We start from the raw sequence: 15,555 nt of genomic DNA, 5'->3' as shown, positions 1-15,555 counted from the left end.
AGGCGCTTAAAATTCCTTATTGATGGCTGTAGCCCCCGCTATACCGCCCCATTGCGATACTTATGTATGAGAAAAAAATCTTTCTTTAAGGATTTGTATGCGATAATTCCACTTATTTTCAGTGGTCTGCTTTGTATTGCCTTGATTTTTCTCCTACAACAAAAGGTACAAGCTGTACCAACCTTTGTACAAAATCTTACAGATTTCTCTACTATTTTCATCAGTATAAGCGGTTTTCTATCGGCAATTATCATGGTATATCTGGCCTCAGCGGCTGTTTCCATGAAAAACACAAAAGAGGTCGTAGTAGATCAGCTAAGTAAGATCACACAGCAGATGCATAATTTCAGGAGTATCATTGAGATACTCTTACGCTCCAAAATGTGGTTACCGGGTTTAAAGGAATACATCGATGATGAATTTGAAGGTCTCAATTTCTTCGAGGTAAAAGAGTTTTATAAGGGAAAATCAAAATTAGCTATCGAATTTCTTCAGGAACATCACAATTACCAGGATACCGAGAACCTTTACCTGGAGATGAAATCGTTGTTGATGACCAGCCCCAGGGATAAAAAAATACCCGAAACCATTAGTTATCCACGGGTATATGACCAGGAGATCGTAAAAAAATGGCTGGAGCATAAATGTGGTTCCGGGCTGTGGTATTATTTCGGGTATAAATACGGTGTTTTCAAGGAAGCACTGGACTATAATGCCGTATTCGAGCGGCATCAGGAAAAGATCATGACCCTGGCGAATGCTATCGATAGTGAACATTTTGAAGATTCTTCGTTTAATGAGGTGTTTTTTTCCAAACTGGGTGAATACATGACCAAGGAGGTAATCCCCAAATTATTCCAATTCCAGGAAAAATCGACCCAGAATTTACCCTCGATCATACGGTATCTTTATGTCATTTTCCTTTTACTCGTCATGTTCGGGCTCTTGCTACCCCTCGCCTATTTACTATTCAGCCTTCCGGTTATTCTGTTAATTGGCAGCTACGCTTTTGTGATTAGTGTGATCTTCTTTATTGCCACTACTTTCTACCAGTTTTTGTTCAGGGACATTAATAACTAGCATCCTATAATATTCCCTTGAAATACATCATAACTTTGACTTCAATTTTCCGTTCCAAATGAGTACCTTTGCAAATTATGCTGAAAACGGACGAATTTATTGAAGTTTTAGGGGCCAGAGTCCACAATTTAAAGGACATAGATGTGAGAATTCCCCGCGAAAACCTGGTGGTTATCACAGGCCTTTCGGGGAGTGGAAAATCATCACTTGCCTTCGATACTATCTATGCAGAGGGTCAGCGTAGATATATTGAAACATTCTCGGCATACGCCCGTCAGTTTCTGGGCAACCTGGAACGCCCGGATGTGGATAAAATAGACGGCCTCTCCCCTGTTATTGCCATCGAGCAGAAAACCACTTCCAGAAGTCCGAGATCCACCGTTGGAACGATCACCGAAATTTACGATTTTCTCCGTTTGTTCTACGCCAGGGCTAGTGATGCCTACAGCTTCAATACAGGAGAAAAAATGGTGAGCTACAGTGATGAGCAGATCAAACAGCTTATCATTAAAGATTTTAAAGACCGAAAGGTAAGTATCCTCGCACCTGTGGTACGCTCACGAAAGGGTCATTATCGCGAGCTCTTCGAGCAGATCGCCAAGCAGGGATTTTTAAAAGTACGAGTTGACGGAGAGATCATCGATATAGTAAAAGGGATGCGGATAGACCGCTATAAGACCCACGATATAGAAATCGTGATAGACCGTTTGAAGATCTCTGAAGAAAGCGATAAAGACAAACGTCTAACCGAAACCATATTGACCGCGATGTACCATGGGGATGACGTTCTCATGGTATTGGATAACGAAACCGAAGAGGTGCGGTACTTTAGCAGGTCCCTGATGTGCCCTACTTCCGGGATCTCCTACCCTAATCCCGAACCCAACAATTTTTCGTTTAACTCCCCCAAAGGTATGTGCCCTACCTGTAAAGGCCTTGGAGAACTTCATAAAGTGAATACGTCCAAGATCGTACCGGACCCGCGCTTATCCATCAAACAAGGAGCGCTTGCACCTCACGGGCCTCAGAAAAGTAACTGGGTGTTCAAACAGCTGGAATTAATCGCAGAACGCTTCAACTTTAAGTTAAGCGACCCTTTCGAAAATATTCCTGAAGAAGCCAGGGAAATGATCTTTTACGGGGGGAACGAGAAATTCGAGGTAGAATCTAAAACCCTGGGAATTACCCGTAGCTATAAGATCGACTTCGAAGGAGTAGCTACTTTTCTTCAGAATACTTTCGAAGCAAATGAATCTAAATCCTTACGTCGGTGGGCCAAGGAATACATGGATAAGATACCATGTCCGGACTGTGAAGGTAGCCGACTTAGGAAGGAATCGCTTTATTTTAAAGTGAATGGAAAAAATATAGCTGAACTAGCGCATATGGACGTGGTGGAGCTGGCCGAATGGTTCTCCGGTCTTGAGGAACGCCTTGGGGAAACCCAGCTTCAGATCGCTGCCGAAATAATCAAGGAAGTACGAAGCCGCCTGCAATTCCTGGTAGACGTTGGCCTTACGTACCTTGCCCTCGACCGTAGCTCGAAATCCTTGTCTGGAGGAGAAGCGCAACGCATTCGTCTGGCGACTCAGATAGGTTCACAATTGGTGGGAGTACTTTACATCCTCGATGAGCCCAGTATAGGACTCCACCAGCGGGATAACGAAAAACTGATCCATTCGCTTATCTCATTAAAGGATATAGGGAATTCTGTAATTGTGGTTGAACACGATAAGGATATGATCAGGCATGCAGATTATGTGATAGACATTGGGCCAGCGGCTGGCAGACACGGGGGAGAGATCGTTTCGGAAGGGTCCCCTGAAGAAATTCAAAAGCATCATACCCTAACCTCAGATTACCTGAATGGAACCAAAGAGATCGAAATTCCGAAGAAAAGAAGGAAAGGCAATGGCAAAATTCTGAAACTTGAGGGAGCAACAGGAAACAATCTCAAGAATGTTTCGGTGTCTTTTCCCCTGGGGACCATGATAGGAATAACTGGAGTCTCGGGATCGGGAAAATCCACCCTGGTAAATGAAACCCTGTATCCTATTCTCAATGCTCATTTTTTCAATGGCGTAAAAAAGCCCATGCCTTATAAAAAGATCAGTGGCCTAAAGCATATCGACAAGGTGATCGATATCAACCAGTCCCCTATTGGCCGTACACCTCGTTCTAACCCGGCTACCTATACAGGGGTGTTTTCGGAAATACGCTCCCTATTTGCTAAGATCCCGGAAGCTCAGATTCGTGGTTATAAACCGGGGCGATTTAGTTTTAACGTTGCGGGTGGACGATGTGAAACATGTAAAGGTGGTGGTCTAAGGGTAATTGAAATGAATTTTCTGCCTGATGTATATGTAGAATGTGAAACCTGTCAGGGAAAGCGTTTCAATCGTGAAACCCTGGAAATTCGTTATAAAGGGCATTCGATCTACGACGTGCTGGAAATGACCATCAACGAAGCTTGCGAATTCTTCGAGCATATTCCGAAGATATACAGAAAACTAAAAACGATAAGGGATGTGGGACTAGGTTATATCACCCTGGGACAGCAATCCACCACCTTATCAGGAGGTGAAGCACAGCGAATCAAACTAGCAACCGAATTGTCTAAAAGAGATACTGGTAACACCTTCTATATTCTCGATGAACCTACTACCGGTTTGCATTTTGAGGACATTAGAGTACTATTGCTGGTGCTGAATAAATTAGTCGAAAAAGGCAATACAGTAGTAATTATCGAACATAATCTTGACGTGATAAAAACCGTAGATCATATCATCGATATAGGTCCGGAAGGTGGCAAGAAGGGTGGGAATATCATTACATACGGAACCCCCGAGGAGATCATACAACACGAAAACAGCCACACAGCGCATTTCCTTAAAAAAGAATTACATTAGCTACTGAATATTTGCAATGAGAAGTGAAAGTAAACATAAGAATTGGAATGAGGTAAAAACAAACGATTCCTGGGCGATCTTCAAGATCATGGGAGAATTTGTTAACGGGTACGAAAAATTAAGCAGGATAGGCCCATGTGTCTCTATCTTCGGATCTGCCCGTACTAAACCGGACCATCCTTATTATAAGTTGGCAGAAAGTATCGCAAAAAAGATCACCGAGCATGGATATGGAGTGATCACAGGTGGTGGCCCCGGTATAATGGAAGCAGGTAACAAGGGAGCGCACCTGGCAGGTGGTACTTCGGTAGGGTTAAATATTGCCTTACCTTTCGAGCAACATGATAACCCGTATATTGATGGTGATAAAAGCATAGACTTCGATTATTTCTTTGTGCGGAAGGTGATGTTTGTTAAGTATTCACAGGGATTTGTAGTAATGCCCGGAGGATTTGGCACCTTGGATGAGTTCTTCGAGGCCTTCACCTTAATTCAAACACATAAGATAGAACGATTCCCTCTTATCCTGGTTGGAACCGAATTCTGGAGTGGCCTCATGGATTGGATCAAGAACACGCTCCTGGAGCAGAACAACAATATAAGCCCCGAAGACCTGGACCTGGTTCACGTTGTAGATACAGAAGATGAAGTACTCAATATTCTGAACGAATTCTATAACAAGTTCAATTTAAGTCCGAACTTCTAAAATCCTAACCCTGCTATGACCACACAATTTCTCCCCAGGCCTAAGATCGTTATGTTAACTTTTTTAGGCATCGAATTTGTGGGAATACTCAAAAAATTGCGTTCGAGTCGGGTTTTCTATCCTCGAATTGTTCTATTAAAAACCATATGTGCCAATTGAGGTTCGGAAGTTTAATATATCTGATCGTTATCTTCTTTGGAATTACTCCAATGGCCGGACAGCACCGGATTTCCATTGAGGCATGTCTGGAAACATCAGAGAACAAGCTCAATAACAGTCAAGAGGTTGTGTATACGAACACTTCCGAAGACATACTAACAGAGATCTATTTCAACGACTGGGCCAATAGTTTTGCCACCAAAACCACTCCACTAGCCAGGCGGTTTGGTGAGAATTACGATAGTTCTTTTCACTTTGAAAAGGATGAAGATCGTGGGCGCACTACAATATTTGGTTTTACAAATGAGGAGGGACAAACCCTGGATTGGGAGCGCGGAGAAGAGATCGATTTCTTTAAGGTACAATTGGATAAACCCCTTGCCCCTGGTGAATCTTATACCTTGAAATTATTGTATTCGATTAAACTTCCAAGTGATAAGTTTACCCGATACGGGTATACCAAGGAAGGTAATTACAACTTGCGATACTGGTATATTGCTCCGGCTGTATACGACGGTAAATGGCATGCCTACAGCAATAAGAATACAGACGATCTATATCAATACCCTTCAGAATTCAAAATTACATTAACCACTCCATCCAACTTTAAACTTACAACAGATCTAAGGGTATTAACCCAAGGTATTTCAGGGAATAAGCGGATCTCTGTATTGCACGGCAGCGATCGTATGAGTGTTGATCTTTTCCTGGAGAAACGATTAAACTATGAGACCGTGATCACCGATAAATTCGAGGTGATCACCGACATGAAAGACAGAAAGGTAAATCCTGCCTTAAGGGCACTTACCATGGATCGAATTGTACATTTTCTTGATGAGAATCTGGGTCCGTATCCCTTTGATAGAATGGTGGTTAGTGAGATAGAATATCGAAATAATCCGGTGTATGGGTTAAATCAATTACCCGATTTTATTAGTCCGTTTCCAGATGGTTTCGAATACGACATGGAGATGTTAAAAACGGCTACGGCGAACTACCTGGAGAATACCCTGGTGTTACACCCTCGGGAAGATTACTGGTTGTACGGGGCTATTCAGATCTATCTCATGAAGGAATACGTGAATAAGTACTATCCCAACATGAAGATCATAGGGAGCTTGAGTAATTTTTGGGTGATCCGATGGTCACACGCCTCCGAACTTGAATTCAATGATCAGTACCCGCTACTCTATCTCAATATGGCTCGCAATAATTTGCATCAGCCGTTAAGTACTCCTAAGGACTCGTTAACCAAGTACAATAAGAACATTGCAAACAGTTATTATGGAGGAGAAGGCCTTTACTACCTGGCCGATTATTTGGGAAAACAGCCTCTGTCTGATGCGTTAAAGGAATTTTATTCTGAAAAGCTTTTAATGCCGGCCACTTCAGATGATTTAAGAACAATATTGAATTCGAAAACAGAACTACCCATAGATTGGTTCTTCGATAATTACGTTGATAAACGCAGCACCATAGATTTTAAGATCACCAAGGTTAAAAAGATAGGCGACTCTCTCGATGTGTTTGTAAGAAACCGAAGAAAGTACCCTATGCCGGTTTCTCTTTACGGAATCAATAAGGATAGTACCATCTTTAAAAAATGGTTACCCCCAATAGATAGTGTCGAGGTGGTTAGGGTTCCTTCCGAAAATGTAAAAAAACTTGTTCTGAACAAGGAGGCCTCAATACCCGAATTCAATCAGCGAAATAACTATAAAACCTTAACAGGACTCTTGAACAGGCCTGTCCAATTCAGGTTATTCCAGGATGTTGAAGACCCCAGGTACAACCAGTTGTTCTTCATGCCGGTTTTCGAATACAACCTATACGATGGTTTCACCGTTGGGCCAAAATTGTATAACAAAACAGTTTTGCCCAAGGGGATTCATTACAAACTGGAACCTCAGTACGGATTTAGATCCAAGACCATAGTGGGTAACGGATCATTAATTTATACCCAACGCTACAACGGAAGTCTTTATGCACTGCGATTTGGTGTCTCGGGGAGCTCATTTTCGTATAACGACGGGCTATTTTACCGCAGGCTTACCCCGTATATGACGATGGCCTTTCGGCAAAAGGACTTACGTAAAAATGAGAAACAGTTCATCAACCTTAGGAACGTAAATGTTTATAGGGATGATAATCCCATGGATCCGGATCAGGAGCCCAATTACAGTGTGGTAAACCTACAGTATGTGTATTCGAACCCAAATTTAATTCACTATTTCCGAAGCGTACTGGATTACCAGATATCGACTAATTTCTCGAAGATCTCAGCCACCCTGGAGTATCGAAAACTATTTCTGAACAACCGCCAGCTGAATTTACGTTTCTATGCCGGTACCTTCCTTTATAACAACACTTCGAAAGAAGACGATTATTTCAGTTTTGCTTTAGACCGGCCAACAGATTATCTATTCGATTATAATTATTATGGCCGGAGCGAGGATACAGGGCTATTCAGTCAGCAGATCATCATCGCGGAAGGAGGTTTTAAATCGAAATTACAGCCGGCCTTTGCCAATAGCTGGATCACAACAGTAAATGCCAGTACCAATATCTGGAAATGGATATATGCTTATGGCGATGCGGGACTAATTCATAACAGAGGAATTGGTGGAGGTACCGAAGCTGTTTTCGACACCGGCGTTCGCTTAAGCCTGGTGGCAGATTATTTCGAATTGTATTTTCCTCTTTACTCCAATCTGGGTTGGGAGCCCGGCCTGGGTAATTACGATCAGCGTATAAGGTTTATTGTAACACTTAGCCCGAAAACCCTTCTGGGACTATTTACGCGGGAATGGTATTAAATTAAACGATCGATAATGACATTTTTTAACGACTGGCGAATAATAATCCTGCTATGCCTCACATTAGGTCTGGCACCCTTCTATCCCGAACCCCATTTGTGGGGAAAAATAAAGTGGATCGCCGGAGGAGCCAATGGAATGGAAGCCATGGATTGGTTCGATACTTTATGGCATTTATTGCCGTTTTTGTTGCTAGTGAGACTCATTTTTGTAAAATTCATAAAAAAGTAGGCATTCCTAGTAATTTCACTAAGAATTTCATAATGTTTTGCTGAATTTGCAGATTGTGTAATCCCCTGCTTTTTACTACTTTTGTTGAGCCAAATTCCTATTGAATGAACACAAATCCTCAAACAGATAAAAACCTTTCTTTCGACGACTTCAAAGCCGAAGTCCTTAACGATTATAAGATCGCTGTTACAAGCAGGGAGTGTAGTTTGTTAGGGCGACGAGAAGTACTTACTGGAAAGGCGAAATTTGGGATCTTTGGAGATGGGAAGGAAGTCCCGCAATTAGCGTGGGCTAAGGCATTTAAGAATGGCGACTGGCGGAGTGGGTACTACCGCGACCAAACCTTTATGATGGCTATAGGCGAATTAACTGTAGAACAGTTCTTCGCCGGACTATATGCGCACACCGATATAGATGCCGACCCAATGAGTGCCGGCCGGCAAATGGGCGGACATTTTGCCACTCACAGCCTGAATGAGGACGGCAGTTGGAAAAATCTAACAGAGCAAAAGAACAGTAGTGCCGATATCTCCCCTACTGCCGGACAAATGCCAAGACTACTCGGTTTGGCACAAGCTTCGAAGATCTTCAGGAATGTAAAAGAGGTAAAAGACCTTACACAGTTCTCCATCAATGGAAACGAAGTTGCCTGGGGAACGATTGGGAACGCAAGCACAAGTGAAGGGTTATTCTGGGAAACCATCAATGCTGCCGGAGTACTTCAGGTGCCCATGGTAATAAGCATATGGGACGACGAATATGGTATTTCGGTACACGCCAAGCACCAGACCACCAAAGAGAATATCTCAGAGATATTAAAAGGATTCCAGCGAACAGACACCGAAAATGGTTATGAGATACTTAGGGTAAACGGCTGGGATTATGCTGCACTTATAGACACCTATCAAAAGGCTGGCACGATCGCCCGGGACGAACATGTCCCTGTTCTTATCCACGTTCAGGAATTAACACAACCACAAGGTCATTCAACCAGTGGGTCACACGAACGGTACAAAAGCGAAGAACGTTTGCAATGGGAGCGTGAATTCGACTGTAACGTGAAGATGCGGGAGTGGATGATCGCCAATGATATGGCTTCTGAAGAAGAATTGGCAGCCATTGAAAAAGACATTAAGAAAGAAGTTAGGGACGGTAAGAAAGCGGCCTGGCAGGCCTTTATTGCGCCTCAGCAAAAAGAGCAGCAGGAAGCAATAACGCTTATAGGGAATCTTGCTGAAAGTTCTTCGAACAAGAACTTTATTGAAAAAATAAAGAATGATCTTTCTTCAGAAAAAGAACCATTACGTCGCGATATCATCGCTGCTGCCCGTAAGGCACTTCGCTATGTGATTTCCGAAGAATCCCCCGAAAGAAGACAATTAGAAGACTGGATAGATAACTATTTCGAGATCATTCAGCCTAAGTACGCTTCTCATTTGTATTCGGAGGCAGAAAACAAAGCAACAAACATTTCAGAAATAAAACCCACCTATGCCGAAAATGCTGAAGAAGTAGACGGACGTGTGGTACTACGGGATAATTTCGATCATATTTTCAAGAATATTCCGGAAGCAATGGTCTTTGGTGAAGACAGTGGTGCGATTGGGGATGTGAATCAGGGTCTGGAAGGACTACAGGAAAAACATGGACAACTCCGTATTGCCGATACAGGTATTAGAGAGGCGACCATCCTGGGCCAGGGAATTGGTCTGGCTATGCGCGGGCTGCGTCCTATCGCAGAGATCCAGTATCTCGATTATATCCTGTATTGCCTGCAGATCATGAGTGATGACCTGGCAACTGTTAGGTACCGTACGGTTGGGAAACAAAAAGCTCCGCTTATAGTAAGAACACGCGGGCATCGCCTGGAAGGGATCTGGCACTCCGGATCACAGATGGGAGGACTTATTCATTTACTTAGAGGGATGTACCTGCTGGTACCCCGAAATATGACCAAGGCAGCCGGTTTTTACAACACCTTGCTAGAAAGTGACGAACCAGCCGTTATCGTGGAATGCCTTAATGGGTATCGCCTAAAAGAAAAGATGCCAAAGAACCTGGGGCAATTGAGAACTCCTATTGGAGTTGTGGAAACGGTAAAAGAAGGAACCGATATTACACTGGTGTCCTATGGAAGTACCTTGCGAATTGTAGAAGAAGCCGCTAAAGAACTACAGCAGGTTGGAATCGATGCCGAGATCATTGATGTGCAGAGCCTGCTTCCACTCGATCTAAATCACGATATCGTGAAGAGTCTTGGTAAGACCAACCGACTTTTAGTGATCGATGAGGACGTGCCTGGAGGAGCTTCGGCTTATATACTACAACATATCCTGGATGAGCAGAATGGATACAGGCATTTGGATAGTAAGCCGCAAACCCTTACCGCAAAACCTCATCGCCCCGCCTATGGTACCGACGGTGATTATTTTTCGAAACCTTCGGCAGAGGATATTTTTGAAAAGGTGTATGCTATTATGCACGAGGCAAATCCTTCCGATTATCCTCGATTGCGATAAAAATTCAGAAAAAACAAGGAGAAAATTTCTTTTGTTCAGAAATTATTAGATATTTGATGAACCAAAAGACAATCACAAGCTGATGTTACTTAATAACAACAATAATAATAACAATAGAATGCCGTAGCAAAAGCTTGTCGCGATATAACGCCCGTCAGGTTTTTGAATCTGACGGGTTTTTTTGTGTTTACGATCAATAGTTCGAACTTAATTATAAGTTGCTTAATAACCATAAATAAAATTAATTAGATCAACCATGTGTGGAATTGTATGTGCCTTCGACCTCAAGCAACCTTCGGAAGAGTTGCGACCTCAATTATTAACCATGGCGAAATGTATTCGCCACCGCGGACCCGACTGGAGTGGAATTTACGATCATGATAAAGCGATATTAGCCCACGAACGTCTGGCTATTGTAGACCCAACCTCGGGAAAACAACCCTTGTTTTCAGAAGACAAAAAATTAATCCTGGCGGCTAATGGGGAGATCTACAATCATCGTGAACTACGGAAACCTTATGAAGGTAACTACAATTTCCAAACTCAGTCCGACTGCGAAGTGATCCTCGCACTATATAAAGATAAAGGAGAAAAATTCCTGGACGACCTTAATGGTATATTCGGATTTGCCCTATACGACGCAGAAAACGATGCTTATTTAATCGCACGAGACCACATGGGAATTATACCCCTTTACATGGGCTGGGATAAACACGGTACTTTTTATGTTGCTTCCGAATTAAAGGCGCTTGAAGGTGTTTGTACCAAAATAGAATTGTTCCCCCCGGGGCATTATCTGTACAGTAAGGATGGTGAGTTAAAAAGATGGTATAGTCGCGATTGGATGGAATATGAAAATGTAAAAGATAACGAGACATCTATAGACGAATTACGCGCAGCGCTCGATGCCGCAGTTCACAGACAATTAATGAGTGATGTGCCGTATGGTGTGTTATTGTCAGGAGGATTGGACTCCTCTGCTACTTCTGCCCTGGCTAAAAAATACGCCGATAAGCGCATCGAGACTGACGATACTGCCCAGGCCTGGTGGCCTCAATTGCACTCCTTTGCAACCGGTCTTGAAGGGTCTCCAGACCTCGCTGCCGCAAGGGTTGTGGCAGACTACCTTGGGACTGTGCATCACGAGGTAAAATTTACCATTCAGGAAGGCATAGACGCCATACGTGATGTGATCTATCACCTGGAAACGTACGATATAACTACGGTGCGAGCATCTACCCCTATGTACTTAATGGCCAGAGCGATAAAAGCAATGGGGATTAAAATGGTACTTAGTGGAGAAGGCAGTGATGAGATCTTTGGAGGCTATCTATATTTCCATAAAGCTCCAAATGCCGAAGAATTTCACAAAGAAACGGTTCGTAAACTCGATAAGCTACATCAGTACGATTGTTTACGGGCTAACAAATCACTGGCAGCCTGGGGAATAGAAGGCCGGGTACCGTTCCTCGATAAAGAGTTTATGGATGTAGCAATGAGGCTTAATCCGAAAGACAAAATGATCACAGAAGGCCGAATGGAAAAATGGGTGCTGCGAAAAGCTTTCGAAGATATGTTACCGGAGAGTGTTGCCTGGAGGCAGAAAGAACAATTTAGTGATGGTGTGGGATACAGCTGGATAGACACTCTTAAAGAAATGGTGAATGCCGAAATTACTGATGAGCAAATGAAAAATGCACATCACCGCTTCCCTATTCAAACACCAACCAGTAAAGAAGAATTCTATTATCGTACTATCTTCGAAGAACATTTCCCAAGTGACACCGCAGCCTTAAGCGTACCTTCTGTGCCCTCTGTAGCCTGTAGTAGTCCTGTGGCGTTAGAATGGGATGAAAGTTTTAAGAATATGAACGATCCCTCGGGCCGTGCTGTGAAGAATGTTCACGACGAGGCGTATTAATGTAATTGGGTTTATGGATTTATACAGGGGTTAACCGTACTGCTTTTGCAAATAGTTTTTAAGTCGGTCCTTTATAAAAAAGTTCCAGCCATCAATACAGCTTTGTCTTTTAAATTCCGGGACATCCTGCGGGAAGTCTTTTACCACAATATTGGTAAGCCTAAGTTTTACCGCATCTTCATTGTCTAATATTTCGAAGCTAACCTTCCCCTCGCCAGGATATTCGGTGTAGGTCCAGTGATAGGTTATTAGCTGTCGAGGGACCACTTTGGTGACATTCCAAATATGCGTGAAGGTGCGACTTTCAGAATGCACAGGAAACTGTGTATTAAATCCCACCTTGGGTTCGAAAGCAGGAATATTATCAAAATACCATTCGATCATCTTATCATGTACGGTTATTGCCTCCCAAACCTGCTGCCTGGTACCGGATAGTTGAGTTTCGACTACAATTGGCGGATCTGTTGTTTTCATCATGTACAGGTTTTAATCCTCCGGAAGTTACATATAAATGCAGAAAAAAATAAACGCCGGAACTTCGCCTGCTCAAGATAAAATTGGAATGCCCTGACGGCCGCTAATACATATATAAGATCTGTTCATCAGAATTTGCAATATTGAGAAAGATCTCATTGGTTTCCGGTAGCTGTAACTGGGTTAGATCGAAAGTAAGTTCCCTGGTGAATACTGCCAGGCACGCCTCGTTATTGAGAAGAGAAATCCGTAATAATCTGATAGGGGGCAAGGCTTCCAGAACAACTCCTTTATCGATAAGTTCTACCACCCAGCTTTCCCCGGAACAACCGCTTGCCGAAAATTTTACCCTAAGACAGTCCTCCTCTATACTCATCTCGATAATGGTAAGCGGCGCATTTGGGCCATTCTCAAATTGTTCGGCGCTTATAATAGTTGCCTGATCGCAATCACTCCCCGAAGTATCATCATCATTTTTTTTACATGAGAGAAAAAGAATAGTTAGAATGAGAAAGAAGTACTTAAGGTGCATAAGATTTAGATTACTCCCGTTGCGCATAAACTGGCCAGTGGATTAGGTAATAATCAACGGAAATTTAAAGCTGTTTATTGCTGAAGATCTGGTGAGATCAAAAGTTGGATAGCGCAGTAAGTGCTTTCTAAGGCAGCCACTTTTTCTCGAAGTTGGGCTTTCTTTTTTCAAGAAAAGCGTCCCTTCCTTCCTTTGCTTCGTCTGTCATATAAGCAAGTCTGGTGGCCTCACCCGCAAATACCTGCTGCCCCACCATACCATCGTCTGTAAGATTCATGGCAAATTTCAGCATTTTTATCGATGTTGGCGATTTTGCCAGGACCTCCTGTGCCCACTCGAAGGCGGTAGATTCCAGTTTGTCGTGCGGAATCACAGCATTTACCATACCCATTTCATATGCTTCCCGCGCCGAATAATTCCTTCCCAGGAAAAAGATCTCCCTGGCCTTTTTCTGTCCAACCATCTTAGCCAGATAAGCACTGCCATAGCCACCGTCAAAACTGGTTACATCGGCATCGGTTTGTTTAAAGATAGCATGCTCTTCACTGGCGAGGGTCATATCGCACACCACATGAAGACTATGTCCTCCTCCTACCGCCCACCCGGGAACTACAGCTATAACGGCTTTGGGCATAAATCGAATAAGTCGTTGCACCTCGAGGATGTTAAGCCGGTGGTACCCATCTTCACCCACATACCCCTGATGACCGCGTACAGATTGGTCTCCCCCGCTACAAAAACTGTAAACTCCGTCTTTGGGCGAGGGCCCTTCAGCAGAAAGCAGCACCACACCAATACTGGTATCCTCCTGGGCATCGTGAAAGGCATCAAGTAACTCTGAAGTGGTCTTTGGCCGGAACGCATTCCTAACTTCGGGTCTGTTAAACGCTATCCGGGCGACCCCGTCGCACTTTTTATAAGTGATATCGGTATATTCTTTGGCCGTTTTCCAGTTCGGTGTGCTCATATTTTTTATTTTTACCAAAGATAAAATTAATTCTCTTTAATCGTCGTTACTCAAGGAGTCTACTTTTCATTTCAGATCCTTACATCGACTTAAATTTGAAACCATGCGATATCTCATTTTTCTCTTCGGAATCCTATTCACAATAAGTACTTACGCACAGCAGCCGTATAAGTTCACAACCGAAATTGACCTGGAGACCACGCCGGTAATCAGCCAGGGACGCACCGGTACCTGCTGGAGTTTTTCCAGTACGTCTTTTTTAGAATCGGAGATCATCAGGCTTACCGGGAAGGAGATCGATCTTTCCGAAATGTATACCGTGCGAAACACCTACCCGAAAAAAGCCGAGAATTATGTGATGCGACAAGGAAAAGCGCAGTTTAGTGAAGGCGGGCTGGCTCACGATGTGATGAACTCTGTGAGGGATTATGGGCTCGTCCCGCAATCGGCTTACAGTGGGATATTTAAAGGTGAGACCGGGCATAATCATGCCGAGATGGCCGCTGTCTTAACAGCCATGGTAGAGACCTATGTGGACAACCCCGGAAGAAAACTCAGCAAGAAATGGGACGATGCCATAGAAGCGGTACTAGATGTTTACATGGGGCAAAATCCAAATATTTTTGCCTACGAAGGAAGACAGTACACGCCCATGTCGTTTCTTGAAATGACTAAGATAGTTCCCGAGGATTATATAACTATAACCTCTTTTACCCAGGCTCCATTCTATTCAGAATTTATCCTGAATATTCCCGACAACTGGAGTTATGGAAGCATGTATAACGTACCTCTAGACGAGATGATCGCAACCCTGGACAATGCTCTAAAGAATGGATTCACCGTCGAATTGGACTGTGATGTAAGCGAACGTACCTTTTCATCTAAGGACGGGGTAGCTGTAATTCCGAAGGATGCCGATAATAATATAAAAGCCTTACAGGGAGTGTATCCTGAAATGAGTATTAGTCAGGAATATCGCCAGGGTGAATTTGAAAATTTCACAACCACCGATGATCATTTAATGCATATTACAGGGATACTGCGCGATCAAAACGGAACCAAGTATTATAAGGTGAAGAACAGCTGGGGAACCGATGAGAGCAGAAATGCCAATGGTGGCTACGTGTATTTTAGTGAAGCCTATATGAAACTTAAAGCCATTAGCATTACAATTCATAAGGATGCGGTGCCTCAGGCCACAGCGAAAAAGTTAAATTTATAACTTTCGGAATCATTTTTGA

Annotated in this window: 11 protein-coding genes; 8 read left to right on the top strand and 3 right to left on the bottom strand. The window is 43.2% G+C overall.

All coding sequences use genetic code 11. From position 1 onward, the window contains the following. Window positions 1–66 precede the first annotated feature (66 nt). The 7 genes from C5O00_RS11630 to asnB all read left to right on the top strand — a co-directional run bounded on the left by C5O00_RS11630 (window position 67) and on the right by asnB (window position 12,341). Complete coding sequence (locus C5O00_RS11630; protein WP_105217021.1) at window positions 67–1,080, top strand: hypothetical protein; 1,014 nt, start codon at window positions 67–69, stop codon at window positions 1,078–1,080. A 77-nt stretch (window positions 1,081–1,157) separates the two neighbouring features. Then, window positions 1,158–3,989, top strand: a complete 2,832-nt coding sequence (gene uvrA / locus C5O00_RS11625; protein ID WP_105217020.1) for an excinuclease ABC subunit UvrA — start codon at window positions 1,158–1,160, stop codon at window positions 3,987–3,989. Between the two features lie 16 nt (window positions 3,990–4,005). Next, complete coding sequence (locus C5O00_RS11620) at window positions 4,006–4,695, top strand: LOG family protein (RefSeq protein WP_105217019.1); 690 nt, start codon at window positions 4,006–4,008, stop codon at window positions 4,693–4,695. Window positions 4,696–4,841: 146 nt separating this feature from the next. Beyond that, complete coding sequence (locus C5O00_RS11615; protein ID WP_244592982.1) at window positions 4,842–7,670, top strand: gluzincin family metallopeptidase; 2,829 nt, start codon at window positions 4,842–4,844, stop codon at window positions 7,668–7,670. Between the two features lie 15 nt (window positions 7,671–7,685). Then, window positions 7,686–7,901, top strand: coding sequence for a hypothetical protein (locus C5O00_RS11610; RefSeq protein WP_105217018.1), 216 nt, complete (start codon window positions 7,686–7,688; stop codon window positions 7,899–7,901). A gap of 104 nt (window positions 7,902–8,005) precedes the next feature. After that, the gene (locus C5O00_RS11605) at window positions 8,006–10,420 is read left to right on the top strand and encodes an alpha-ketoacid dehydrogenase subunit alpha/beta (protein WP_105217017.1); all 2,415 of its coding nucleotides are present in this window, start codon (window positions 8,006–8,008) and stop codon (window positions 10,418–10,420) included. A 256-nt stretch (window positions 10,421–10,676) separates the two neighbouring features. Next, window positions 10,677–12,341, top strand: coding sequence for an asparagine synthase B (gene asnB, locus C5O00_RS11600; RefSeq protein WP_105217016.1), 1,665 nt, complete (start codon window positions 10,677–10,679; stop codon window positions 12,339–12,341). A gap of 30 nt (window positions 12,342–12,371) precedes the next feature. Here asnB and C5O00_RS11595 read toward each other — a convergent pair whose 3' ends face one another. The 3 genes from C5O00_RS11595 to C5O00_RS11585 form a co-directional block, all read right to left on the bottom strand. Then, on the bottom strand, window positions 12,372–12,818 hold the full coding sequence (locus C5O00_RS11595; protein ID WP_105217015.1) for an SRPBCC family protein: 447 nt from the start codon (window positions 12,816–12,818) through the stop codon (window positions 12,372–12,374). Between the two features lie 100 nt (window positions 12,819–12,918). Beyond that, on the bottom strand, window positions 12,919–13,347 hold the full coding sequence (locus C5O00_RS11590) for a hypothetical protein (protein WP_105217014.1): 429 nt from the start codon (window positions 13,345–13,347) through the stop codon (window positions 12,919–12,921). Window positions 13,348–13,474: 127 nt separating this feature from the next. Further along, complete coding sequence (locus C5O00_RS11585) at window positions 13,475–14,314, bottom strand: 1,4-dihydroxy-2-naphthoyl-CoA synthase (RefSeq protein ID WP_105217013.1); 840 nt, start codon at window positions 14,312–14,314, stop codon at window positions 13,475–13,477. A gap of 103 nt (window positions 14,315–14,417) precedes the next feature. Here C5O00_RS11585 and C5O00_RS11580 point away from each other — a divergent pair, with 103 nt between their 5' ends. Beyond that, the gene (locus C5O00_RS11580; protein ID WP_105217012.1) at window positions 14,418–15,536 is read left to right on the top strand and encodes a C1 family peptidase; all 1,119 of its coding nucleotides are present in this window, start codon (window positions 14,418–14,420) and stop codon (window positions 15,534–15,536) included. Window positions 15,537–15,555: the final 19 nt, after the last annotated feature.

This window comes from Pukyongia salina, from assembly GCF_002966125.1.
In the GTDB taxonomy this organism is placed as follows: domain Bacteria; phylum Bacteroidota; class Bacteroidia; order Flavobacteriales; family Flavobacteriaceae; genus Pukyongia; species Pukyongia salina.
This window is presented reverse-complemented; position numbering and strand designations above follow the sequence as displayed.